This window comes from Microcoleus sp. B3-A4 (assembly GCF_036705385.1).
Classification (GTDB): domain Bacteria; phylum Cyanobacteriota; class Cyanobacteriia; order Cyanobacteriales; family Microcoleaceae; genus Microcoleus.
Genome location: NZ_JAUBUI010000036.1, coordinates 1 through 26486 on the forward strand (window position 1 = coordinate 1; position 26486 = coordinate 26486).

Sequence of the window (26486 nt, forward strand, 5' to 3'; positions counted from 1 at the left end):
ATCGCGCCCCTGAACATCCTGTCAATTTAATTCTCATCGAAAGACTCAATCCCATGTCAAACGGTCAGCCGTTTCCATCCTTGTGGTTGGCTTGGGTGGGAAAACGAACTCTACCTTTAGAAATAGTTTGGTTTAAGTATTTACGACGTTTTGGAGTGGATCATTGGTATCGGTTTGCCAAGCAAAGATTACATTGGACATTGCCTAACCTGAGAACTCCCTCTCAATGTGAGCGGTGGAGTGATTTAATGCCCTTGATGAGTTGGCAACTCTGGCTGGCTAGGGATTTAGTTAAAGAAAATCGACTGCCTTGGCAATCTGCTACGATCGATTTAACTCCTGGACGTGTTGCCCAATCAATGTTATCGATTTTAGTTGACATTGGTACTCCGACGAAACTACCTAAACCGAGGGGAAAATCTCCTGGTTGGGAAACAGGAAAGGTACGGATATCGGCACCACGATATCCCACTGTCAAAAAACGAGTCTCTCGACGCAAAAAGTCCTCAAGATTAGTTGTTTAATCTCCTCTATTTGGAATTGTTGAGCAATAACTTGCCCGGTTTTGAAAGGCAGGTACTTTTAGATGCGATCGTTTTTTAGTCTAAACTCCAGTTATTAAAAGTCGCTGCTCTTTGTCAGGACAAGGCTGTGCCGTTTTCCTACTGTAGACCTCTTGCAAAAATCCTTTTCCTCAATTGATGGGACGGGCAAGATGCCCATCCCACAAGAGTTATTTTTTCTTGTGGGATGGGCATCTTGCCCGTCCTAATTATTTTTGCAAGAGGTCTTGTATTTGAGGCGATTGAAAACTGCTATAAAATTAGATGACTCAAAGCGAAACAGTACCGGCAGAGGCGATCGCTAAAAATACTCTTCAGATCAATCTGAGGGTAGACGGCAAGAGTTCAAATCCCCTGCTATGGTGGAAAATATAGCCCTACAGATTACAACTCTAGGTTATTATGAATGCTTGGCGCGATCGATTCAATCAATTTACAGGTAAAACTAGATTGGCAGTTTGCCGGGTGTTCGTTCACCTAACAGGCGAAGAAGTTGCACCGCTGTTAGGAGTTCTCAACCGCACCGCCAGACAAGCAATTGATGCCGATGGCGACATAGCAGTTTTAGGAGAAGGTCTTGTAGAAATTTGCAATCACCTGTTGCAGTACGACAACTACTGGCAAGCAGCAGCCAATGAAGGTGATGTTTTTTGGAATGAAGGCGAAGCCGGCGATTATGTGGATGAACTTTTCACTGATTCAGCCGAGCGCTATCTCAGCGAGCCTCAATACAGTACATCTGTTTACGATCAAAAATCCCCCTTGTCTTTGCCGATAACTAGAAATATTGTAGTGATGCTGACAGTTGCGTATGAAGGCGAAGTTCCTGCCCTAGAAACTGACCTCGCTGACATCAGCACGCTGAAAGTCGGTTTAAAAGCCCTGATTAATTTACATTACCAAGAAAGGCTCCGAGCTGTGCAAGTTCACTTTTCTCCCGCACAGTTGGGAGACGAACTTAGCAACGACCAAGTGTTGGTCAATTTCCCCGAACTTATTCCCATTTAAGGAAGGAAGAAGGAAGAGGGAGAAATTACCAATTAATTACTATTTACCAATTACTACCGCAGATTCCCTGTATATGTAGTACACACAGTTTTCTAGGAAGGAAGGTGCTTTGCTAGCAACAATCTGCAAGTTTTATCCAAAATATTGCAGCGATGCACGCTAGAGATTAACACCACACAATATAGCTGCTACTGTACTTGTTAAAGATGGAATCGGGTCTATTTATTCATTACCAATTACTATTTATGATGCTGCGAAAACTGACAATTTATTTAATGGCATTAACTTTTTTGTGGACGGCAACTGGCTGCGGTTCTCCTCGCACACAAACTTCTACAAATCCTGCTGGAAATCCGAATATTAACACAGTGCGTCCTGCACCAAATAATAATAACTTGCGTGAAGGTCAATATCCTGTACAGCAAGCTACCTACGACGATGCGGATGGCGAATACAGTTTAATGTTGCTGAATACTCCCCCGGGCAGTCCCCCAGTTTACCGCACTACGGATTTGCAAATGGCTCGCTTAACTAATGAAGAAATATCGGCAGGCAAGAAAAGTTATCTAAATGTGGATAACAATCAAGCGGTTTTGCATTTGACAGAAGATTTTAAAATTGAGTACGTTCACAACGTTACCGAAACTGTTCCGAATCCTCAAACAGGTCAGCCCCAAACCGTAGTAGTGAGACAGCAATCAGGCTTCTGGGCGCCGTTTGCGGGGGCTATAGCCGGTCAGGCGATCGGCAGTTTGTTATTTAGACCGCAATATTATATGCCGCCAGTCTATCAACCGGGGATTATGAGAGGATATGGCGGGTATGGTAATACTTACGGCCAAGCTGTTCAGCAGTATCAAACTCGGTATCGAACTCCGCCTCCGGTGGTGAGAAACCGTCAAGTTTTAAGGACAACCGGGCGTTTGCGATCGCCCACCTATAACCAGCCAGTAAGACCCTCAGCACGCCCAAATGGCAATCGATCGACCGGTTCGGGTTACGGTGGCAGCACTTTGAGGCGATCGCCGCAGCAGCGTCAAAATCAATACAAGCGGCAGCCGAGTTTTGGTAGCGGCAGAAATTCTCGTCCACCGAGTCGGACTCGCTCTTTCGGGAGTAGAAGGCGCTGAGTTGAAGATTGCAAAAATCAGCAACTGAGATCGGTAAAAGTGGATTTTATCAATCCTCCCGATGCCACCCAGGCGCAGGTATAGAGAGTGAAAACTTTGGAATAATTGATTTAGCCTTCTCTGTTTCCCCCAGACCCAAAAAATATGTGATTTAATTTCTACATTGATATGTAGGTGACAATATGTCTTCTTCACAACCCCCGTCAGGGGAAAGAAACCCTCTAGGATTGGATGAATTGATTGCTATCTTGGTTGCCTTCGGCACGATGGGAGCAATTTTATTTTGGGTAACAGGTAAAAATCCCGATCGATTGAATGCCAGAAATTGGCAATTTCCAGCCGTTTTTTCTCAACCTGCTGTTACGCCCGCGAGTCCGGGAATATTAACGCCCGAATCGCCAAGTTCTGATGTGCGCTCGCCCGCTAAAACGCTCCTTCCCTCAGAACCGGATGCCGCACCTGTGGGACCTTTAGGGCGGGTTTTACCGCAAAATCCTCCGGTGGGTGTAATCGTTGTTCCTCCCAAGCCAATTGCGCGATCGACCCCCGCTCCAGCAATTACCAAACCGAAAGCTGATAAACCCAAAGTTGGGCCCGTTAGATTCTCCGATGTTCCGGACAAATATTGGGCGCGTCCGTTCATTGTAGCTTTAGTCGATCGGAAAATTTTTGCTGAACCCACCGACAGCAAATTTCACCCCGACGAACCGATGACGCGAGCCGAACTAGCGCGCTTAATTCAGCGAATGTCCGACGACAAAGAGCCGATCCGAAAACCAATTGATTTTAAAGACGTAAAAGACAAGAGCCCTGTCGCTCCTGCGATCGACCACACCGTCAAAACTGGATATCTTAAAGGATACCCAAACAATGAGTTCCGTCCCGAAAAACAGATTCCGCGTGTCGAAGTCATCGCAGCTTTAGCGAGCGGTTTGAGCCTGAAACCATCCACAAAAGCAACCAAAACTTTACAAGTTTATACAGACAGGGCAAAAGTGCCGAAATGGGCAGTTAACAAAGTAGCATCAGCCACAGAAGCTGGCATTGTTGTCAACCACCCGAAGCGCACACTTTTGCAGCCTAATAGAACAGCAACTCGAGCTGAGGTAGCAGCCATGGTTTACCAAGCTATGGCCAAAAAAGGCAAAGTACCTGCTAAGTCTTCAGAGTATGTTGTGAAGCCTTTAAAGTTGCCCAAATAATATTTTAGGGGCGTTGCTCCTAGCCCGCCCCACAATAACATTTAATCGTTATTGTTTGTAGTCAGGACTTAAGCCTTCACTACGAAGCAGCTAAATTAATCTTGAAACACCATAATACTGCCCGAATAGCAAGCTACCCAAACCTGATTAGTTTCCGGATCGTAAGTAATCCCGATCGGGCTTGAATTAACCTTCACTGTTTGCAGCACTTTCATATCGCTTGTCCTAACTTTGCTAACAGTATTCGAGAAATAGTTGACCACATAAAGCAGTTTTCCCTGATCGGAGATTGTCATGCTGCGAGGGGCTTTTCCTGTCGAAACTTTGTCCACCACTTTACCGGTTTTTAGGTCAATTTTTGCCACATTTCCTTCACCATTTAAAGTGGCATAAAGATACTTTCCGTTGGGATCGATCGTCAAATGACGCGGCGCATTGCCAATATTCCTCAGCCATTCTACCGAAAAGTCGATGAGATTCACTTTCGCAATATCGGAAGAACCCATGATGGCAACATAGGCATTTTTTGAGTCGGGAGTAACAACAATACCCCGAGGATATGCACCCAGTTTCACCCGCTCTATTTCGAGATTTTTATTGATATCAACCACGCTCAAATCCCAACTGCACCAATTGCTAGCGAGCGCGAAGCGATTGTCAGGCGAAACAGCATTGAATTTCGGAACTGCACCTACAGGAATTACCTTTTCTATTGTCAAAGTTTGGGTATTGATGCGGTACAGAAAACTTTGGTCGTGTTTTGCCGCTGGAGAACACCTGTCCGTTCCCGGATTTCTAAACCCGGAACCGTACATTTTGTAGTTGGAGACGTAGGCATATTTGCCATCGGTTGAAAAAGCCGCTTCTACGGGAGAGCCTTTATAATTGCCTTTGAATTTAGAAAAGCCGAACTTCGACAAGTTTACTGTATCCGGAATAGTCTTGACTAATTTAAAATTCCTGTCGTAAACTGTGATTGTGTGGCGGTACATCATGTTTTGAGCAAAAAACAAACCCGCTCCCGAATAAACTATTGATTTGGGCGATATGTTACCGTAAATAGTTTTTTCCAAGGTCATTTTTCCTTGAGTATTATCGGGAGGATTTACGAGCTTTGTGGGTGGCAACTCACTTTCTTTATCCTCGGAATTTTCAGTTTTAAAGGGCGGTAAAGAGGGTTCTTGAAATAGAGGTTCTTGGGTCTGAGTCTTAGTTTGATCTTCGTCGAGTTCGTTTGTGTTATCTGTGGCGGTAGGAGAGGGGGAAGATCGATCGACATTTGGCGAGATTTTTTCTGCAGCTTCCATGCTGGCGTCTTCCGGCTTACCTTTCAGTGCTGACAAGGTTTTAGGGCCAACAATTCCGTCAACTTTCAGGTTGTTCTCTGCTTGAAACTTTTTCACAGCAGCCTGGGTGAGAGAACCGTAAAATCCTGTAGCCTTACCGCTAAAATAGCCTGCGTTTTGTAAAGTTTTCTGAAGTTGGGCTACTTCCGGGCCTGAATCACCTTTTTTGATGGCGAGTGCGGGATTAACTAAATTGACAATTGTGAGAGCGATCGTAAAGAAAAGTAAAGGAGTATAGGCTAAATTTCGGTGCATTTTTGAGTGGGTCGATCGAGCTTGACCCGCAGCCGTTTCCCAAGTTTCAGCTAAATGTAGGTAGGCCAGTCCGTCCATAGTTTTTACCGGGTATTTTTGGTGCTATGATACACCAGTTAACTTTGATGAAAGAGAGAATCTTATTATAATCAAACTTAGGGTAAAATCTCCAAGCAGTTTTTAATGGTGCAAGCAAGTAGGAGCGATCGACAATGTGGAGTGGGGAAAAAACAACCGCAGAATCAACGACAAAAGAATCCCGCCCGACGTTGCTGGGGGACGGCGACGGGGGACTTTGCCAGCGGGCTTGGGTAGAAATGGATTTAGCAGCTTTAACTCACAATGTAAAACAGCTTAAAAAGCTCTTATCTCCCCACACAGAACTGATGGCAGTTGTGAAAGCCGATGCTTACGGTCACGGTGCTGTTGCAGTCAGTCAAATAGCATTGCAAGCAGGGGCCAGTTGGCTGGGAGTTGCGACAATTCCCGAAGGAATAGAATTGCGAGAAGCTGGGATAGAAGCGCCGATTTTGCTGTTGGGGGCAACCCATACACCGGAACAGGTAAAGGCGATCGCCCATTGGCACTTGCAGCCCACTATTTGTACTGCCAAACAAGCCCTAATTTTTTCGGAAGTTCTCGCCAATTTGAACCAATCTTTGCCGGTTCACGCTAAGTTAGATACGGGAATGTCTCGCTTGGGTACGCCCTGGCAGGAAGCTACAGAATTTGTGCAATTAGTCAAGCGGTTGCCCAATTTAAAATTAGCCAGTATTTACTCTCACTTGGCGACAGCAGATAGTCCCGACCCCGCAGTTATGAGAGAGCAGCACCAGCGGTTTCAACAGGCGATCGAGCAAATTAAAATAGCAGGAATTAACCCCCCTCGCCTCCACTTGGCAAACTCTGCCGCTGCCCTCGCTGACCCGGCTTTGCACTACGATTTAGTGCGAGTCGGTTTAGCTACCTACGGTCTTTATCCAGCACCTCACTTGCAGTCGATCGCCCATTTGAAGCCCGCAATTCAGGTAAAAGCTAGGGTAACGCAGGTGAAAACAATTGAAGCAGGAACCGGCGTCAGTTACGGCTATCAATTTATAGCTCAGCGCCAGACACAGATTGCTGTAATTGGTATCGGCTATGCAGATGGCATTCCGCGCAATCTTTCTAATAAAATGCAGGTTTTAGTCCGAGGCCAGTTCGTGTGGCAAGTGGGGGCGGTAACGATGGATCAATTAATGCTGGATGTAACTGATATTCCCGATTTAGAAGTCGGCGAAGTGGTGACGCTGTTGGGCAAAGATGGGGAATATCAAATTACTGCCGACGATTGGGCCGCGACTTTAGGAACTATTTCGTGGGAAATTCTCTGCGGTTTTAAACACCGATTGCCCCGCGTAGCAGTACACTACTAGCAGTCGTCCGGCAGGGGTTTAAACCCCTGCCTCATAGCAAAAGTAGGTTAAAACCGACTCAAGATTTTGAGCGAGGAAATTATTTATTTTAGTCCTCTTTGAGAGGACTTTAGCTATGAGACAGGGGTTTTCAACCCCCGTCGGACTCTCGTAATAAGCGATAAGACTGAGACTGCGTTTACCAATGCCCAATGCCCAATGCCCAATTCCCAATGCCCAATTCCCAATTCCCAATTGATATGACAGTTATTCAGACGTTTTTCCCAATAGCTCAAACCTTTTATTCTCAGCTAAAGGCAGAAAGAACACAAGCCTTAGAACTAGCCCAAGAATTCTCGAAAAAATTCGTAGAATTGGGGTTTAAAATTGTACCTCAACTGCTGTGGGCGATCGGCATTTTATTAATTACGCGATTTGCGATCGGCTTTGCGGGCCGCGTGACTCGCCGAGCACTGAGTCGCACCGAACCCACGCTGCGGAAATTCTTAGTTCAAGCTGCTGAAATTACGATTTTGGTAGTGGGAGTAGTCGCCGCTTTGAGTCAGTTGGGAATTCAAACTACCAGTGTGGTTGCGGTGGTGGGTGCAGCGGGTTTGGCGATCGGTTTGGCGTGGCAAAATACTTTATCGCACTTTGCTGCTGGGGTAATGTTGATTAGTTTGCGCCCCTTTGAAGTCGGAGATGGGATCGAAGCTGGGGATGTTAAGGGAGTGGTGGACAGCATCGGGATTTTTTCAACAACCGTGGTGACAGACGATCGGATAAAAATTATTGTCCCGAACAATCAGTTGTTTAACGGTACATTGAAAAATACAACGGCAATGGGAACGAGGCGAGTAGACTTGAAGATTGATATTGGCGATCGGCCAATTCGTCCAACTGTAGCTGAGTTATTAGAAATTGCCCACTCTCACCCGCTGGTGCTGGAGAATCCGCCCCCGACTTGTTTGGTAGCCGAGATTACTCCCGAGACAACTATTTTATCTCTCCGACCTTGGTGCGCGTCGGTGGCCTACGAACAAGTGCGATCGCAAGTTCAACAATACGTCAAAGAGGCAATGGATGCCGACAACAATCAAGAACAATAGATATAAATCTAAAATCTAAAACCCAAAATTGATCGGAGGTATTTCCCATGAGCAAGTGGTATCCGCAGCAAATTTTGCAAGAACCCGGTGTCAGGATCACCGCAACCGAGAAACAAACAATTCTCAGCAAATTTCCGCCTCCCGACGAAAACGGTGAAATCTATGCCGACGGCGTTTTTGAAGGCGGCGGCGTGCGCGGAGTTGCGTTTTTAGGAGCACTCAGATGCTGTAGCGATTTGGGCATCCGCTGGCGAAAATTGGCCGGCACTTCTGCCGGTTCAATTACGGCAGCAGTATTGGCAACCGACTTGTCAATAGATGATTTAGAGGAAATTTTAGGACAGCTCGATTACAGCATATTTTTAACTCAAAAAAACAGTCCTCTAATTTTAAACGGCGACCCCGCCGACGACTTGCAATCTCCTGCTTGGACTCTACTTTTCTTAACAGTTAGCCGTCAGATGGGAGAATATTCGGCGCAACCGTTCCGGCAGTGGCTGGAAACAATGCTCGGTCGAGGTAACTTGCACACTTTTGCCGATGTCAAACAAATCGTAAAAGACCGGGAATTAAAAGTGGTAGTATCCAACCTCACTCGCGGTGAAATGTTGGTGCTGCCCGACGACTTACACCGACGCGACTCGACGGATTCCGCTCCTTTGTACGAGCAGTTGCGACTCAACAGCGCTGAAGATTTTAGCGTTGCTGAAGCCGTTCGGTTGTCGATGAGTATTCCGCTATTTTTTGAACCGGGAAAACTGGGCGATGACTTAATTGTAGATGGCGGAATTTTGAGCAATTTCCCCCTGTGGATTTATGACAAACAATCCGTCGGTTCGACTCCTGCGGCGCCGCGCTGGTTTACCTTTGGGTTTCGATTAGTCGATACCGGAATTGAGACTAAAGCTAAGATTGATACTCCGCTGTCGATGCTGGCGGCGATGTTCAGAACGATGATGAAAGCAAGAGACCGCTATCACCAGCGAGAAATGGATAAGGGCAGGGTGATTAATATTGATGTGACTGAAGCTGGGGTGACAACGACGGACTTTAATCTCGATGGCGATCGCAAGGCTCACCTGTACCGCTTGGGGTATTTGTATACTAAGAGGTTCTTTTTGAGTTCCAATTTTAGTTGGCAAAAGCACTTGAAGGCTAGGGGCTTTGGGGAGTAGGTTTCGAGTCTGGAGTTAGGCCAGAGGCGGATATAGGGTAAAATCTGCCTTTTGCCTGCGGCGGAAAGTATACAGAGTAAGGGATTGAGGAATTTTTCAATTAGGGGTTGGCAAGAAGAGGATGTGTGTGCTATAGTTAGTTACTGTCATCTTGGAGAGGTGGCTGAGTGGTCGAAAGCGGCAGATTGCTAATCTGTTAAGGGTGTTAACATCCTTCGAGGGTTCAAATCCCTCCCTCTCCGTTCTAAGTTGTTCTAAGTAAGCCAACCTAAAAAAATAGAATACCCAGAGCCCCGACTTCTTCAAGAAGTCGGGGCTCTAAAAGCGCGATCGCGTTTTACCTTAGTTTTGTTACTAAAACCATTACAAACCAGAAATTTTCAAGAATTCATTTTGGAAACAACGATGAGTCTCTGAATCGAAACAAACAAAAAGAATAGACCCGATCGCACTAGATCTTGAAAGAAAGCGACTGGTTTCTGCAAAAGCAATTGCTGCTGCACGCTCGGCTGGAAAACCCATTGCTCCCGTTCCAATAGCTGGAAAAGCAATAGTCCGCAGTGAATGCTGTAAAGCTAATTCCAAACAACGGCGGTAACATTGTGCTAAGACCTGTTCCTCTCCATGAGAGCCACCGCGCCAAGGTGGACAAACTGCATGAATGACCCACGGTGTGGGCAAATTATAGCCAGGAGTAATTTTGGCATCGCCTTCCTCACAACTACCTAAACGGTGACATTCTGCCAGCAGTTCTGGTCCTGCAGCTTGGTGAATTGCGCTGGATATGGCACCAGAGTTGGATAGGTCGCGATCGCAGGAATTAACGATCGCATCAACTCCTAAATCTTCAGTAATATTCCCCAAGACAGGGCCTTTGCGATAGCCGTATAAAAGGTTGACATGACCGCTACTGCGAGTCCTACTACGAGTGTAGCTTTGCTGAGTGGACATTTTACGATATCTGTTATAATCTCGCTCCTGAAGTTGTACTTCTAAGTCGGCGATTGCCTCCGCTTCTGGCGCACTCATGGGAAGATCGGGATTATTGAGCAACTGCTGTTTTGTCTGCTGCAATAGTTGGCTGGCGCGATCGTAATCTCCTCCATCTACCAGTCTGACGGCTTCTTGTTTGGCGCGTCCTGTCATCATTAAAATCGCTTGCTGTCGTACCTCAGAGTTGAAGGGCAATTCCTCTAATTGTGCAGCACTGACGACGGGTAAGCGCAAGGAAACGCGGATTTTTTGCTCCTGTGGTTGTTCGGGGTCGTTCCAATTGAGGCGAAAATAACATAAATCTACTTCCTCTGTCATCGCTGGCACTTTCAGCCGCACGACTACATCAAGTGGATTACTAATTACTAAATTAGGTAAGCGAAACCGACCATTTGGGGTGACATCTAGCTGATTGAGTACCTCAACCAATTCTACTCCAGCTTGTGGCTCAATTCCCAAGGTGACATTTGTGCCAACTGTCGCCATTAAGCCCAGTAATTCTTGTTGAAAGATACTTGGCAATTGTTCGGGAGATTGAATGTAATAATAATTGCCATCCCCACTCCGCGCCATTGCTTCTAGCAAGTCTTCGTTGTAATCCTGACCAATTCCCATTGTGGTAGTGCTGACACCTCGTTTGGTTAAACCTTTCACATCGGAGGCAATTACATCGGGATTTGTTTCACCGATATTGGCTAGTCCATCTGATAAAAGAATGACTCGATTTAAGTGTTCGGGATTGAGGTGTTGGCTAACTTGAATTCCTCCTTGTTCCCATCCGGCGTGCAGTGCCGTACTGTTTCTGGGATAAATTTTTTGAATTTGCTGCAAAAGGTGGGATTTATGAGTAGCAAGGGTGCTAGGGACTAGGGTTTCTATCTCGTCATCGTAAATCGTGATACTAACGCGATCGCTTGGTAACAACTGTTCGATTGCGTAACTAGCTGCTTGCCGTGCGTATTCAATTTTTTGTCCGCGCATAGAACCAGAGCGATCGATTACTAAACCTAAATTAAGCTGCGGTCGCTCAATTGTTTTTTCCGGTGCTGGGGGCGTAATTCTGACTAAAACATCTAGAGTCGTTGAGCGTTCGGAACAAACGGCAGCACGTAGGGGAATAAGCTGTATGTCCATATTTGACCTCTTTTAGAGCTCGACTATTTAAATGATACAGTAGAGTTGAGGTGAATAGAGTAGGCTTTAATCCCAAGCACTTACGCAATTGTTTTACAAACTGCTGCCACTGTACTCCATAAACCTGCACCTTGCTGTATCTTTAAGCTCCTAATTGGGACCTGGCATAAGAGCCGGCTCCACAAAAATTTTAAGTTTTGTCAATTTACAAGTTAAAGTTTAATTAAGAGCTTTCATCGCTTCGACAACTTGCCGCGAGATAAAAGGTAAAATTTCTTCATTCTTGCTATTCTCTTTCCCTTCTGTAAATACAACCAACAAATACGGCCGCAAACCCGATATTTCAATATAAGCAGCATCGTGACGAACTTGACTTGTCAGTCCCGCTTTTGACCACAATTTTGCTGATTCAGGCAATCCCCCGCCTAAAAAACCCGTTACTTGATTTTCGGGATCTGCCTCTAATTCTGCTGGGTCTAAACTCCGTTTCATTAAACCCATCATTTCTTGCGATGCTTGGGCAGAAACAGCTACGCCGCCGATTATACTGTGCAGCAAACGCGCCGCTGCATTTGTGGTCAGCATATTTCTATTTTCCATTAATTCTCCCAGAAATGCTCGCTCGCGACCGTAGGGGCCGTCACACCAGGTTTTTTGATTGGCGTTAATATTTTGTAATTCCGGCCAATCCAATGATTGAAAGTAACGGTTGACGATGTTTCGCTGCTGTTTCCAAGTTTCAAAGGGGGCGGGTGATAATTCTGGGCCGCTGGTGGTGCCGGTGAGCGCGTCTACTACTAAACTGGTGGCGTCGTTGCTGGAATCAACTATCATATCTCGGACGGCGCGTTCTAATTCTGGCGATGTTTTAATCATGCCTTTTTGCGCCCATTCCCAGATGGCAACGAGGTAGAATAATTTAACGATGCTGGCGGGATAAATTCGTTCGGAAGCTCTAGCGCTAAAACCTCGCGGTTGATATTTCCAAAATTCTTCTGGACTCAGGGCGCCGCCTGTATTGACTCGTACCGGCGGATCGTAGACTATCCAGGTAATGGCTGTACGATCGCCACTTAATCCTGTAAATTCTGACAATGTGGAGTCTATAATGCTACTGCCGAGGTTTTCTAATTGTTCGTCTTTGTGAAAAAATGTCATGGTTAATGGCTGACGGTTAACGGTTAACGGCTAGCAGCTAATGGCAATCTATCGTTAAATGCGAACAATTAACAGCAAACAATGAGCAATTAGCAATGGCCAATTATCAATTATCTGATGTTGTGGAGTACCGAACCCGATCGCACATAAATATTTACGATTCCCCAAAGTGCGATCGATTGGCAACTCAAGCAGCGCTGGGGCGACATTTGCGAGTAGTTGACCCCCCCCAGCTTATGAAGGGGGAGAAAAATGGCATAGACTCAGTTGTTGAGGGGGATACAACGGCTGTGATGGTGCGGCTGTGCGAAGATGATTATCCGGGATGGCTGGATATTCGAGATGTTGAGTTGCTCGACCCGACAGAAACAGTGTATCATCCTCTCGTGCTTTCTGAGGCGGAAATCAAGGAAAAATTACCAATAGTAATTACTTTCGCTCGTGAGGCTATGAACCAATCCAATTATTATCTTTGGGGCGGTACAGTCGGGCCGAATTATGATTGTTCTGGCTTGATGCAAGCGGCGTTTGTGGCTGCAGGTATCTGGTTGCCCAGGGATGCTTATCAGCAGGAAGCTTTTACTAAACCTGTTAGTATCAGTGCTTTAGAACCGGGGGATTTAGTATTTTTTGGTACGCCAGAAAAAGCAACTCATGTAGGATTGTATCTCGGAGATAATCGCTACATTCACAGTTCGGGAAAAGCACAAGGTCGCAACGGTATCGGTATCGATGTTTTGTCGGACGATGGCGATCTAGTCAGTCAAGCTTATTACCAGCAATTGCGGGGATATGGTAAAGTTGTGGCAAGTTATCAGCCTAATTAGTTGTTGACGGTTGACTGTTGACGGTTGACTGTTAACTAATGACTAATGACTGATGACCAATGACTAATGATTACTGATGTTATCTAACAAAGAAATGGACGCTGCATTATTTTTGGAAAAATTGGCTGCACAGCAGGCTGGCGCTGAGGTTGTTCTCGACGTTTCAGTGGTGGTGCCGGTGTATAATGAGGTGGAAAGTTTGCCTCATTTGATTGAGGCGATCGCCTCTTCTATCCAACCATCTGGACTCAGCTATCAAATTATTTGTGTAGATGACGGTTCTAAGGACGGTTCTGCTGAACTTCTCCAGCAGTTAGCCAGCAGTCGCGATGACCTTTGTGCTGTAATTTTGCGCCGCAATTACGGGCAAACTGCTGCCATGTCCGCAGGTTTCGATCGCGCTCGCGGCCGTGCTATTGTTACCCTTGACGGCGATTTGCAAAATGACCCGGCTGATATTCCGCTGTTGTTGGCAAAATTAGATGAAGGCTACGATTTAGTTAGCGGCTGGCGGAAAAATAGGCAGGATAATACAATTAGTAGGTTGATTCCTTCTAAAATTGCGAACTGGTTAATTGGTCGCGTTACAGGCGTAACTCTGCACGACTACGGCTGTTCTTTGAAAGCTTATAAATCCGAGTTGGTAGCAGACTTGAATCTCTACGGCGAATTGCACCGCTTTTTGCCTGCTTTGGCGTTTATTGAAGGGGCGAGAATTGCAGAACTGCCTGTGCGACACCACGCCCGCCGTTTCGGTCAAAGTAAGTACGGAATTTGGCGGACTTTTCGCGTGTTGATGGATTTGTTAACTATTTCTTTTATGAAAAAGTTCCTGACTCGACCGATGCACGTTTTTGGGCTTTTGGGACTGAGTTCTATGACCTTGGGAACGGTTTTAGGGATTTATTTGACAGTTTTAAAATTGGGTTTTGGCCAAATTATTGGGAACCGTCCTTTGCTGATTTTGGCTGTGGTTTTGCTGTTGACTGGCGTGCAGTTATTTTGTTTTGGTTTGCTGGCGGAAGTGATGATGCGGACTTATCACGAGTCGCAGGGAAAACCGATTTATCGGGTGCGCGAGGTGTTTGGTTCTAAATAAGGGGTTGATTCCAATTAGACTAGGTGATAAAAAGAGGAAAAGTTTTGAGTTATAAGTTAAATAATTTAAAACTCAAAACTCAAAACTACTTCCTAACCTTCAATTCTCTTATCTAAAATCTCAAATCTCAAGTCTAAAATTGATTGACTTTTTGAGCTTGTCGGAGAGATGTAATAGTTGCGATCGCGTGTTCGGCGACTGCATCTATTTCTGCTTCGGTGTTGAACCGGCCAATACCAAACCGAATTGAAGCATAAGCTAATTTGTCGGATCGCCCGATCGCTGCTAAAACATGAGATGGAGATATTTTCGCCGAAGTGCAAGCAGAACCCGAAGAAACTGCCGCCGCCGGTTGCAAACCCAACATCAACGCTTGACCGTCAACGCCGCCTACACTAATATTGAGATTCCCCGGCAATCTCTTCGTAGCGTGACCGTTGAGAAAAACATCGCCCAATTCACTCAATTTTTCCCACAAACGCTGCCGCAAATTAACCACTCGTTCTGTTTCCGACGGCATTTCTGCAATTGCCAATTCTACTGCTTTGGCAAACCCAACTATTTGCGGTGGGTAGAGAGTGCCCGATCGCATTCCCCGTTCGTGGCCTCCTCCGTGCATTTGCGGCGCTAGCTGCACTCTCGGTTTGTTGCGGCGCACGTAGAGAGCACCGATCCCTTTTGGCCCGTAGATTTTGTGGGCTGTCAAGGACATTAGATCGATATTCATCTCCTCAACGTCGAGGGGAATTTTGCCGATCGCCTGTGCCGCATCTGTGTGAAAAAGAATGTCATTTCCGCGACAAATTGCAGCAATTTCTGCGATCGGCTGGATGACGCCAATTTCGTTGTTAGCCGTCATCACTGAAACTAAAATTGTCTCGGCCCGAATCGCTTTGATCAAATCGCCTATATCAATCAGCCCGTCGCTTTTCACCGGTAAAACAGTAATGTCAAACCCCAATTTTTGCAAATAGGTACAGGGGTCAAGAATTGCATTGTGTTCGGTTTTTACTGTGATAATGTGCTTTCCTTTACTGAAATAAGCTTCAGCGATGCCTTTAATCGCTAAGTTATTTGCTTCGCTGGCGCCGCTGGTAAAAACAATTTCTTCTGGGGAGGCGTTGATCGCTTCTGCTATGATTTGTCGTGACTGTTTTACTGCTGCTTCTGCTTCCCAGCCGTAGACGTGATTGATACTGGCTGCGTTGCCGAATTGTTCGGTGAAATACGGCAGCATCGCCTTAAGTACCCGTGGATCTATGGGGGTTGTGGCGTGGTTGTCGAGGTATATAGGACGTTCGGACATAGTGCAGTTTAGGGTGAAAAAAGTGTTAGGTTTATTGTAGACGAGCCCCTTGTTCTACTACAAAACTTTATAATTAACAAATATTTGTAAAGATTTATGCGAGCTGACATTCAGGGATTAGAAATTACTCTCGGTGAGCTCAAGCACCTCACCGGCGCGGCGCCCGATCGCGTATACCGGCCGGCGACAGCGACTAAGTTTGCCCGCGAAGCTTTGAAAACAGTCGGTTTAATTGTTTTGGTTCTCATCAGTTGTTGGCTGCTGGTTGCGATATTTCCTAGAGCTTATTTGTTGTGGTTCGCCCTTCACTTCGCTGCGATAGTTGGTTTAATCTTTGAGGATGCCTGGAAAATTCGGTGCAGCCAGCAAAACCAACATTTAATCAATCTTTTTGATGATGTCGATCGCTATAATGGTATAATCAAAGCGATAGAAATTAATGACAAGATAGAAGAGGCTGGCAATGCGGAAGTCAAAATCGGCGATCGCGCAAAAGTTATTCAAGCTTTGCAGCTAATCAGAGACGATTTAGTTCGAGCTTTGAAAACTGAAAGAATTCTTAGGGAAAACAAAAAATTTGTCGCTACTAACTCCGAATTATTTGCCAATAACTTAAAAAATTTGAATGCCCTGCAAATTAGCGATCGAGCCAGCGAACAAGGCCGGTTGCTCAACGAAGCTTTGCAGGTAGCCGTGGGAGTTCAAGCAGAAATGAAAAAGTTGCAAGATCGAAACGCTACTAATTTTAAAAATGGCAAAACTTAGTAACGTACACGGCTGCGTGCGCCTCTTCCCCAGTAGCAATATGCAGCTTGCTGAACCGATATAACTCAAACACATTCTCCAAATTATAAGTTATGAGAATTGTGAAAAACTATCATAACTATTGTAAATTTTTTCCTGTTACGTAACAGGTAAGGATATCTTGGAAAGGTGACGTTAACAACCAGGTCAGTATGTCTTCTGTTAAACCCAAGATTATAGTTCTCGACGACGATCCGACTGGTTCTCAAACCGTGCACAGTTGCTTGCTGCTGACACGTTGGGACGAAGACACCCTGCGTTTGGGGCTGCGCGACAAGTGCCCGATTTTCTTCATACTGACAAATACTCGATCGCTAACTCCCGAAAAAGCAGCCTCCGTCACCCGCGAAGTGTGCCAAAATCTAAAAAGGGCGATCGCCGCCGAAAAAATCGAAGACTTCCTAATAGTTAGCCGTTCCGATTCTACCCTGCGCGGCCACTATCCCATCGAAACCGACGTGATCGCCGAAGAACTTGGCCCCTTCGACGCTCATTTTCTGATTCCCGCCTTTTTTGAGGGAGGCAGAATTACCCGCCACAGCGTGCACTACCTAATAGTTAACAGTGTCCCGACACCAGTACACGAAACTGAATTTGCCAAAGATTCAGTCTTCGGGTACAGTCACAGTTACCTGCCAGACTATGTAGAAGAAAAAACCAAAGGTCGCATCCCCGCTGATGCAGTCGATCGCATTTTACTCGGAGACATTCGCTACGGAAGTTTAGATCGACTGATGGACATGACAGACAACCAATGTGCAGTTGTTGACGGCCAAAGCCAAGGCGATTTAGACACATTTGCCAAACACATTCTCAATGCAGTCCGTCAAGGCAAAAAGTTTTTATTCCGCAGTGCAGCGAGTATTTTAACATCCTTAGCTGACCTCGGCCCACAGCCAGTAGCAGCCGACGAAATGGCAAAATATGTGAGGGATGGCAAACCGGGTGCAGTAATAGTTGGTTCCCACGTTAAGAAAACTACGGAACAATTGGAGCGCTTGTTAAAAGAACCCAATATAGTTAGCATTGAAATAGATGTATCTCACTTGCTAGAAGATTCACCCGAGTATCGCACCCAACTGCTCGATGAAATTCTCCAAAAAGTCCGCAATTCTCATGCCGATGGCAAAACGCCTGTAATTTATACCAGCCGCAAGGAACTCGAATTTGACAATGCAGAAATTAGATTAAAATTTGGAGAGGCGGTTTCTGCTTTATTGATGGATATCGTGCGGGGACTGCCTGCAGATATCGGATTTTTGATTAGCAAGGGTGGCATTACTTCTAATGATGTTTTGAGTACAGGTTTGTCGCTAAAAAGTGTCAGGCAAATCGGTCAAATTATTGCCGGTTGTTCGGTGGTGAAAACCGATGCCGATCATCCTCTGTTTCCCAATTTGCCAGTGGTTTTGTTTCCGGGAAATGTGGGGGATAGCCATGCTTTGGCTACGGTTTACAAGCGGCTGAGCAAGTAGTATAGCTCGACCAATCGCCGATTAACCCAGATGAATTTAGCTTCGAGTCAGGGAGGAGAATGTTCATCTGCGGTTGGTCGATGGGTTTCAATACTCGATCGAACTTTATAGCTAGTGCCACTGCACGGTCACTTCAAAAAAAATCTCTAGTTTACTTTTATCTTGCCAAATCGACCCAAGTATGATAGGATAGAGAGTCTGTCTGTAACTAAAGCCGATCGGCAAAGTTGAAAATCGCCTCACCGTTAGGCACTCTCAAAAAAATTAGATTTCTCAAAAATAGTTACCTCCGAACTCTACATATAGGGCCAACAGCACCAGAGCTACTGCTATCAGTAGCGTTTCCAGCTCGTAGCAGCCTAAATTTTAAAATAAAGTAGAAATTTCCACATAGTAATTTTCAGCTCAAAGGATTAGCATATAAGGGTGACAGAATATTATCATCCCCTAAACTCATTAAAAGATGGCCATTGGTTCAAGCTGATCTGTGGGGCGAGCTTTCAACACCTGCCTGCTGTACGGAATCTCACCTTGGCTTACACCTTAGCAGGCGCTGACTGTATCGATGTCGCGGCCGATCCCGCCGCCGTCGCCGCAGCGAAAGAAGCCCTACAAGTGGCCAGCGAATTACAGGCAAGAACTCAAAACCGCAGGTTTGGCGGCAAAGGGTTGCCGTTGCTGATGGTGAGTTTAAATGATGGGGAAGACCCGCATTTTCGCAAAGCCGAATTCAACCCAGCCGATTGTCCGGCGGACTGCTGGCGGCCGTGCGAAAAAATATGTCCAGCCGAAGCAATAGTTTTTCAGAGTGCTGGCAGTGGTTTTTCCGGGGTGATAGACCAGCAATGCTATGGCTGCGGTCGCTGTCTGCCGATTTGTCCGAGCCAACTAATTTATACTCGTTCTTACGTGTCTGCTCCCGCCGCGATCGCACCTTTAATCTTGCAATCCGGTGCCGACGCCCTAGAAATCCACACGCAAGTAGGCAGAGAGGCAGATTTTGCGCGACTTTGGTCGAGTATAGCTCCCTGGGTCGGTCAACTCAAGGTAATAGCAATTAGTTGCCCCGATGGAGACGGTTTGATTGATTATTTGCGGACACTGTATCAAATAATTTCCCCCCTTCCTTGTCCCCTAATTTGGCAAACCGACGGTAGGCCAATGAGCGGAGATATCGGAACAGGAACTACCAGAGCCGCGGTCAAACTCGGTCAAAAAGTTTTGGCTGCCCAGTTGCCGGGATACGTGCAACTTGCAGGCGGCACTAATGCTCACACTGTCAGCAAGCTGAGAGCCGACGGGCTGATGAAGGAGGGCGGGAAAAATTTGTCAGTTCCCCCTGTCCCATACATTGCAGGTGTAGCTTACGGCAGCTATGCCAGGGTTTTGCTATCGCCAATTTTAGAACAGTTAGAAACAATGCAGACCGATCGAGCCTATGCCGTTCCGGTGGCAGTCGCGCGGCCAGGAGCCGGAGTTCAAACATCTCGGCTACCTCAGCTCGAAGCCGTCCCAGAACTTCTCTCGGAGGCCGTGAGTTTAGCTTGTTCTCTAGTTTCCCAGCTCAAAGAAATTTAGTCATTGGGAATTGGGAATTGGGAATTGGGCATTGGGCATTGGGCATTGGGCATTGGTAGTAATGACTAATGGCTAATGACTAATTACTAATTACTAATTACTAATGACTAAAAAGTTGAAAACGTCACCGAACACATCGAGGCGAATGCAGATTACAGACGACCTCAACAGATTATTAGACATCGTGCCAGATGAGATCCGGCAGCCCTTAGAGCAGCACCCGCAGCGCAACAATCTCATTGAGATTGTCATGGATTTGGGCCGCCGACCAGAAGCTCGTTTTCCATCCTTGGCCGAACCTCTTTCCCAAACGCCGGTTTCCAAGGCACACCTCAACTATTGCATCGAACGAGTCGGCCACTTCGGTGGCGACAACCGAGCCGGTATCGAGCAAACCCTGCACCGAATTAGCGCCATACGCAACCGCAGTGGCGAGATTATCGGCTTGACTTTGAGGGTGGGCCGCGCTGTGTTCGGGACGATCGGCATTATCCGCGATTTAGTGGAAACCGGTCAGTCAATTTTGATGCTCGGCCGCCCCGGGGTTGGCAAAACCACGGCCCTGCGCGAAATTGCCCGCGTGCTCGCCGATGACTTGGAAAAACGGGTGGTAATCATCGACACCTCCAACGAAATTGCCGGAGATGGAGATATTCCCCACCCAGCGATCGGCAGAGCTCGCAGAATGCAAGTTTCCCGTCCCGAACTCCAGCACCAAGTCATGATCGAAGCAGTGGAAAACCATATGCCGCAAGTGATCGTGATTGACGAAATCGGCACGGAACTTGAAGCTTTGGCTGCTCGGACGATCGCCGAAAGGGGCGTGCAGTTGGTCGGTACCGCCCACGGGAACCGGATCGAAAACTTGATGAAAAACCCGACTCTGGCAGATTTAATTGGGGGCATCCAAGCGGTGACGCTGGGAGATGACGAAGCAAGACGGCGCGGTTCTCAAAAGACGGTTTTGGAGCGCAAAGCACCGCCAACTTTTGAAATTGCCATCGAAATGCTCGAACGCGAGCGCTGGGTAATCCACGAGCGAGTTGCAGATGCGATCGACACTTTGCTACGGGGACGCGAACCGCACCAGCAAATCAGAAGCGTCAGCGACACTGGAGAAATAATTATCGAGCGCGAGTCAGCCGCTCCCCCCGCCCGGTTTCCGGGGATGGCAGCTTCCAGCGGCCCGGCTGCTGTATCGGCAATTCGGCCCGTCACACCGATCTCAGGGTGGCGGAGTGCCGGCAAAATGGTGCCGATGCCCGCTCCCAGCGAGAACTTGGCTGCTAAAAGCGCGCCGGTTTCTGAGACTCGGTATTTCGAGCAACTGCTCGAAGAATCCCTGTCCGTCGAACCGGTACCCAAGGCCGGACGCTATTCCCATAATGTCGGCCCTAACGGCGAAGATTTGCCCCTCCACGTTTATCCTTACGGCATACCTCGCCACCAGCTCGAACAGGTGATTTCGACCCTGAACCTGCCGGTACTGCTGACGAAGGATATTGAGAGCGCTGACGTGGTTGTGGCTTTGCGATCGAACGTTCGGAACCAGTCGAAATTGAGGCACTTGGCCAAAACTCGCCAAGTTCCCGTGCACACAATTAAGGCCGCCACTATTCCCCACGTAGCCAGAGCTTTGCGGCGCCTGTTGGACATGGATGACCCGGGCACCCCGGAAGTGGCAGACCTCGCCTTATTCGCCCGCAGCGGTTCTTCTGACGAGCTCGAAGCTTTGGAAGAAACGCGCTTAGCAGTCGAGCAAATTGTCATTCCGAAGGGACAGCCGGTGGAACTCCTGCCCCGTTCTCCCAACGTCCGCAAAATGCAGCACGAACTTGTGGAACACTATCACCTAAAATCCCACAGTTTTGGGGAAGAACCCAATCGCCGCTTGCGGATATATCCAGCTTAAAGTTGGAGAGTAGTGCCTTTGAAGGCAGAAGGTAGAAGGCAGAAGGGATAATTTTTTCCTGGCTTGTGTCTTTTACCTTTTGCCTTTTTCTTTTAAGTAGCTGGCAACTTTCTGATATGATGTTTTGTAACACTGTTCTTGTTAATGCGATCGGCTAAATTCCCGATTTCTAATTCCCAATTCCCCAATTTCCAATTACCCATTCTTCGACTACACGAGCTTAGAAGTTAGCCAATTCTCAATAGTTCAGCTACGCACTTCCCTTCGGCTCCCTTCGGCTTTGGGAACTGACGAGCCGCGGGCTATCGGTTATCCTCAGCACAAACTCAGCACAAGCTCAGTAAAAGTTGCCACTTCCCAAATTATTAAATGAATCTACCTGAGTTGACATGAATGATTCCATACTTCAGCTATTTATTAACTTAATTACTACTGAGATTGGTGTGCGAATTAGGTTCCAAGAGCGAGATGTTTTGTCTCATAAAATTCTGACTAGAATGAGAGAAAAAAACATCGCAGAACCAGAAAAATATTATAAACTATTAACCGCTAGAAGTTTTGACAGTAAAAATGAATGGGCAGAATTAATATTGCTATTAACAACAAGTGAAAGTTATTTTATGCGAGATAAAGGACAGTTCGATCTGTTAAAAAAAGTAATTTTCCCTGAATTGATAGAGCAGAAAAGAAACTTCCACAAGACCTTCGGAATGCAGCCGACACTGCGAATCTGGAGTGCAGGCTGCTCCACCGGTGAAGAACCTTATTCTTTAGCTATTGTTTTAAAACAGTTGATTCCCGATTGGCAACAATGGAAAATATTAATTTTAGGTACAGATATTAATGAAAAAGTAATTAATAAAGCGCCCCAGGGAGTTTACAGTCATTGGTCGTTTCGCCTGGTTGAACCGCAGATACAAAAGCAGTATTTTCATCAGAGGCAAAATGATTGGCAAATTAATCAAGAATTGCGCCAAAGTGTAACCTTTAGCTGTGTAAATTTAATCACAGATGAGTTTCCTAATATTTACCAAAATATTTATAACATAGACTTAATTTTGTGTAGAAACGTTTTTGTGTATTTTGAACATAAGTATATTTCACTGGTACTGAAAAAATTTTCCAAGACCCTGAGGCCTGGAGGATATTTAATGACCGGTCACGCTGAAGTTTACGGTCAAATTATGAACGAGTTTCAACCCAAGATTTTTCCGGAGTCGGTGGTTTATCAGCGTCGGGATGCAGTACCGGAGGAAGGCTGTCAAATAGAGTCTAGGGTTGTGACGGTAGGGGAAGCCAACTCGGCATTTCGGGAATTCCCGAAACCAGATACTGTGGGGGATGATAGTGGTGAGTTGCTAACAGGAAAAACGAGGCTACCTAGTGTTACTAACAGCAATTTTCCAGAGATGCCGCCCGTATTAACAATAAGTAATCCGCTGGGGAAGATGCTGCGCTCTCGCTATCTGGAGGATGGCTTGGGGAACAAAGCCGTGTCAGTTACACAAAAAATAATAGCAGAAAATACTCAAAATAAAACGCCTCAAATGCTAATTTTAGAGGCTAAACAATTATTTAAAAATCAAGCTTATGCTGAGGCAATCAACAAGGCACAAGAGTCAATAGACTTGCAGGGGCATAATTTTGATGCTTATTTTTTAATCGCTCAAGTTCAGGCAAATGCCGGCAATTATTCTCAGGCAATAGAATACTGTAATCGAGCTAGAAAAGTAGATCCGGCTTCAGTATTTACTGATTATTTACAAGCTCAAATTGCTGAAGAACAGGGGCAACTGGAAACAGCAAAAATTTTATTAAAAAGGACTATTTATATGTGTCCATCTTTTGTTTCAGCTTATATAGAACTAGGGAATATATACAATAAAGAAGGTCAAGTAAAAAGAGCGATTAAAATGTACAATTCATCTTGTGAAATCCTGAAAGCACTACCGCAACACACTCCCATAGATTCACAGGGTAAAATGACAGCTAATCAAGTGCTGGTGGAGGTTCAAAAAAAATTGTTAAGATTATACAGTAAAGAAACTGTACACTAAAATATGGACACTAAACCGTATCTTATCTTTGAACAGAACGGTTTTCTCTGCGGTATAGAAGCCTGTTATGTTCTGGAAATTTTCTTTCTGCCGGAGTTGACAGCAATTGCAGAAGCACCTCAAGATATTGTTGGGGCGATCGACCTTCGGGGCGAAATTCTGCCCGTGATGGATCTGAATCTGCGTTTTGGATACGCTTGGCAGGAGTATGCTTTGACAGATAGTACGATCGTCATCGAATGGCAAGAATCTAAAGTCGGTATAATTGTCAATCAAGTTCGCGAAGTTAAGGAACTCTCAGAAGATGCCATCACTTCGCAGTTATCTTACGGGCGAGACAATTCAGAAGCCTCTCATCATTTTGTAGCTGGATTTGCCCGCTGCGAAGCCGATATTATCATGCTGCTGAATCTCGATCGCTTAATTCGATATTCTCCCCAAAAGTCAGAGAAAAGCTGGCCTGTTTCTCCAAGCAATGCAGGTAATCAACAAATAGCAGGTGAGTCAGATACGGAAAGTTTACAGTGGCAAATAAATGCAAAATTGTTAGCCAAAAATCCTCAAGGTTTGAGCAATCGTCACGTTTTTCGCCCGCAGGCTACCCCGGAAGAAAAAGCAATTTTTCAATCGCGGGCTAATAATTTGAGGCTGCGAGGCGAGAGGGAAAATGATGCTGCAATTAATATGTCTCTGGCGGTGTTTGTTTTGAATGGTGAATACTTTGGTATTCCTTTGGATGTAGTGCGCGAATTTACTGATATTAACCAAGTAACTCCGGTTCCTTGCACTCCCGATCGCATAGTGGGAAATATGAATTTACGGGGAGAAATTTTGACGCTAATTGATATTCGCAGTGTTTTAAATATGTCTTTAAATATGTTGGAGACGGCAAATTATCTGTCTAAGGCGATCGTTGTTGAAGTGGCGGATTTGGTCGCTGGTATAGTTGTTGACGAAATATTAGATATTATATACTTAAATGTGTCGGAAATGGCTGCTGTTCCGGCAGCACTGCATTCTGCTAACCGCGAATATCTACGGGGGACAGCTATTTACGGAGAAAAAATGATGGCTATTCTGAACTTGCAAAAACTGCTCACAAAAGGAGGAGTAGTTGTTGATGAAGAGGTTTGAATCAAGAACAAGACTTACGCAAAGCATATGTGTGATGAGTCAAGTGAAGCATCTGCCTTGATACTTCATTTCCTTCGCAATCCCGATCCAACGCAGAGATCGGGACTGGTAACCAGCGGGACTCAGCCTGAGAGGATTATCTTGAAATGCGTCCAAAACTAAAGAAGTTAGTTATAGCAAATCTGCTTTTCAAGCGCTATTTGACAAAGGAACCTAATTCGTGTACGCACTTGCTTAAATCAAGGAGAAAAATATGTTTGCTAAAATAAACCGCTTAAACATTAGAAACAAAATGCTGTTCGGATATCTAGCACCAGCCGCTATATACTTAGGGTTCCCCGTATTAGTTATTGCTACTACAAATCAGGTGTTTAAAAATTTACAAGAAACGGAAAGGGTACAGCAGGTAGTCGAGGAAATAAGTAATATATCGCTAGGTGCGGAGCAAATGGTACGGGGGCTGCGCGGCTATTTAATTAATAATAAAAATCAGCAGTTTTTAAAGGATTTTCAAGCAGGGGCAGAGTTGGCTCGCCAGTCAGCGAATAATATAGAGCATACCGTTAAAGATCCAGAACAGAGAACCCGTTTGCAAAGGATGCGAGAGCTACTCAATCAATATTATGATGCTTGTAATGAAGACATTGTTCGCTTATTGCAGCAAAATCAGACAGCGAAAGCTACCGCTGTATTTAATACAGGGAAGTACACAAATTTTCTGAATGATTTTTTAAAAGTGAACGGGGAATTTCGGCAAACAGAATTAAGTATCTTTAAGCAAAAAACGAAAATGACGAAGGAAGCTTTAAGCTTTTTGGTATCGACGCTGCTGGTTGGTTCGGTGCTGCTAGTGCTGTTTGGTGCGGGTATAGCTTGGCTGATTTCTTCAGGAATTGCCCAAACTATCGATCGGGCAATTAGCTCGATCGCCTCTTCTTCCACTGAGATTGCAGCCACCGTGGAACAACAGGAACGTATGGCAAGTCAGCAAGCAGCTTCAGTAAATCAAACTACTACTACAATGGACGAATTGGGAGCCTCTTCCAGGGCGACATCACAGCAGATCGAAACAGCAGTGGCTCAAGCAATGCAAGCCTTGAATTTAGCTGGAGGTGGCACAAAAGCTGTAGAACAAACTTTAGAAGCAATGGCAACTTTGAAAACTAAAGTTCAGGATATCCAAGGACAAATTATAGAGTTGAGCGAACAAACAGATCACATTGGTAATATCTCAACTGTAGTTAGCGATTTGGCGAACCAGACTAATATGTTAGCACTCAATGCTGCTGTTGAAGCGGTCCGGGCCGGGGAACACGGCAAGGGGTTTGGTGTGGTAGCGTCAGAAATTCGCAAACTTGCAGATCGCAGTAAAAAATCAGGAACACAAATTAATCTATTAGTTGCGGATATTCAAAGGGCAATTAACTCAACGGTAATGGCGACAGACGAAGGGACTAAAACTGTGGAATCGGGCGTGAATATTGCCTCAGAAACTGCAGCAGCATTTGCAGGAGTTGCCAATGCCATTAACAATGTGGTTTTGAGTTCTCAGCAAATTTCGCTCAATGCCCAACAGCAATCGATCGCGATCGAACAGGTAGTGCAAGCTATGAACTCCCTCAATCAAGCCGCAGCCCAAACCGCTTGCGGTATCAGTCAAACTAAAGTCGGCACTCAAAAATTGAATGAAGCTGCTTTAGATTTAAAAGCAGTTGTTTAGAATACTTATCACTTATCATTTATTAAATCTTAATTATGAAAATAAAAGTGAGAAATTGGTCTTTAAGAATAAAAGCTATTGTTTTTGCGCTCTGCCTCAGTACAATC

General features: G+C 45.7%; 20 protein-coding genes and 1 tRNA gene. 17 read left to right on the forward strand and 4 right to left on the reverse strand.

Annotated features, from left to right (window positions below; translation table 11 throughout):
• From QUB33_RS15875 to QUB33_RS15890, 4 genes are all read left to right on the forward strand, one after another.
• Positions 1-524 (forward strand): hypothetical protein (locus QUB33_RS15875; protein ID WP_333351546.1); only part of this gene is annotated, 524 nt, incomplete at its 5' end.
• 441 nt (positions 525-965) lie between these two features.
• Positions 966-1571, forward strand: coding sequence for a DUF1517 domain-containing protein (locus tag QUB33_RS15880; RefSeq protein ID WP_333351547.1), 606 nt, complete (start codon positions 966-968; stop codon positions 1569-1571).
• Between the two features lie 245 nt (positions 1572-1816).
• Entirely contained in the window at positions 1817-2701 is an 885-nt protein-coding gene (locus QUB33_RS15885) for a hypothetical protein (RefSeq protein ID WP_333351548.1), read from the forward strand.
• A 182-nt stretch (positions 2702-2883) separates the two neighbouring features.
• Positions 2884-3903, forward strand: coding sequence for an S-layer homology domain-containing protein (locus QUB33_RS15890; protein ID WP_333351549.1), 1020 nt, complete (start codon positions 2884-2886; stop codon positions 3901-3903).
• A 95-nt stretch (positions 3904-3998) separates the two neighbouring features.
• Here the strand turns inward: QUB33_RS15890 and QUB33_RS15895 are convergent, their stop codons facing one another.
• On the reverse strand, positions 3999-5582 hold the full coding sequence (locus tag QUB33_RS15895; protein WP_333351550.1) for a peptidoglycan-binding protein: 1584 nt from the start codon (positions 5580-5582) through the stop codon (positions 3999-4001).
• Between the two features lie 134 nt (positions 5583-5716).
• On the opposite strand from QUB33_RS15895, the gene alr reads away from it, so the two are divergent.
• The 4 genes from alr (at position 5717) to QUB33_RS15915 (ending at position 9424) form a co-directional block, all read left to right on the forward strand.
• Positions 5717-6919: an alanine racemase gene (alr, locus tag QUB33_RS15900; RefSeq protein ID WP_333351551.1), complete on the forward strand. Its 1203-nt coding sequence runs from the start codon at positions 5717-5719 to the stop codon at positions 6917-6919.
• Between the two features lie 212 nt (positions 6920-7131).
• Entirely contained in the window at positions 7132-8007 is an 876-nt protein-coding gene (locus tag QUB33_RS15905; RefSeq protein ID WP_333351552.1) for a mechanosensitive ion channel family protein, read from the forward strand.
• Between the two features lie 47 nt (positions 8008-8054).
• Positions 8055-9182 (forward strand): patatin-like phospholipase family protein, encoded by a 1128-nt coding sequence (locus tag QUB33_RS15910; RefSeq protein WP_333351553.1) that lies wholly within the window; start codon positions 8055-8057, stop codon positions 9180-9182.
• A 153-nt stretch (positions 9183-9335) separates the two neighbouring features.
• A tRNA-Ser gene (locus QUB33_RS15915) sits at positions 9336-9424 on the forward strand.
• A 121-nt stretch (positions 9425-9545) separates the two neighbouring features.
• Here QUB33_RS15915 and QUB33_RS15920 read toward each other — a convergent pair.
• Together QUB33_RS15920 and QUB33_RS15925 are read right to left on the reverse strand one after the other, a co-directional pair.
• Entirely contained in the window at positions 9546-11309 is a 1764-nt protein-coding gene (locus tag QUB33_RS15920; protein WP_333351554.1) for a macro domain-containing protein, read from the reverse strand.
• Positions 11310-11528: 219 nt separating this feature from the next.
• Complete coding sequence (locus QUB33_RS15925) at positions 11529-12467, reverse strand: serine hydrolase (protein ID WP_333351555.1); 939 nt, start codon at positions 12465-12467, stop codon at positions 11529-11531.
• A gap of 95 nt (positions 12468-12562) precedes the next feature.
• Between QUB33_RS15925 and QUB33_RS15930 the strand changes: the two genes are divergently transcribed.
• Complete coding sequence (locus QUB33_RS15930; RefSeq protein ID WP_333351556.1) at positions 12563-13294, forward strand: C40 family peptidase; 732 nt, start codon at positions 12563-12565, stop codon at positions 13292-13294.
• Between the two features lie 76 nt (positions 13295-13370).
• A complete protein-coding gene (locus QUB33_RS15935; RefSeq protein ID WP_445299528.1) occupies positions 13371-14393 on the forward strand; it encodes a glycosyltransferase family 2 protein in 1023 nt (340 codons plus the stop codon).
• A 133-nt stretch (positions 14394-14526) separates the two neighbouring features.
• Here the strand turns inward: QUB33_RS15935 and QUB33_RS15940 are convergent, their stop codons facing one another.
• The gene (locus QUB33_RS15940; protein ID WP_333351557.1) at positions 14527-15699 is read right to left on the reverse strand and encodes an IscS subfamily cysteine desulfurase; all 1173 of its coding nucleotides are present in this window, start codon (positions 15697-15699) and stop codon (positions 14527-14529) included.
• Positions 15700-15795: 96 nt separating this feature from the next.
• Here QUB33_RS15940 and QUB33_RS15945 point away from each other — a divergent pair, with 96 nt between their 5' ends.
• The 7 genes from QUB33_RS15945 (at position 15796) to QUB33_RS15975 (ending at position 26379) form a co-directional block, all read left to right on the forward strand.
• Positions 15796-16464, forward strand: a complete 669-nt coding sequence (locus tag QUB33_RS15945) for a hypothetical protein (RefSeq protein WP_333351558.1) — start codon at positions 15796-15798, stop codon at positions 16462-16464.
• A 191-nt stretch (positions 16465-16655) separates the two neighbouring features.
• On the forward strand, positions 16656-17978 hold the full coding sequence (locus QUB33_RS15950) for a four-carbon acid sugar kinase family protein (protein ID WP_333351559.1): 1323 nt from the start codon (positions 16656-16658) through the stop codon (positions 17976-17978).
• A gap of 426 nt (positions 17979-18404) precedes the next feature.
• On the forward strand, positions 18405-19556 hold the full coding sequence (gene ldpA, locus QUB33_RS15955; RefSeq protein ID WP_333351560.1) for a circadian clock protein LdpA: 1152 nt from the start codon (positions 18405-18407) through the stop codon (positions 19554-19556).
• A gap of 145 nt (positions 19557-19701) precedes the next feature.
• The gene (locus QUB33_RS15960; RefSeq protein ID WP_333351584.1) at positions 19702-21468 is read left to right on the forward strand and encodes a R3H domain-containing nucleic acid-binding protein; all 1767 of its coding nucleotides are present in this window, start codon (positions 19702-19704) and stop codon (positions 21466-21468) included.
• 497 nt (positions 21469-21965) lie between these two features.
• A complete protein-coding gene (locus QUB33_RS15965) occupies positions 21966-23525 on the forward strand; it encodes a CheR family methyltransferase (protein ID WP_333351561.1) in 1560 nt (519 codons plus the stop codon).
• A gap of 3 nt (positions 23526-23528) precedes the next feature.
• Positions 23529-24659, forward strand: coding sequence for a chemotaxis protein CheW (locus tag QUB33_RS15970; protein ID WP_333351562.1), 1131 nt, complete (start codon positions 23529-23531; stop codon positions 24657-24659).
• A 253-nt stretch (positions 24660-24912) separates the two neighbouring features.
• Positions 24913-26379, forward strand: a complete 1467-nt coding sequence (locus QUB33_RS15975; protein WP_333351563.1) for a methyl-accepting chemotaxis protein — start codon at positions 24913-24915, stop codon at positions 26377-26379.
• Positions 26380-26486: the final 107 nt, after the last annotated feature.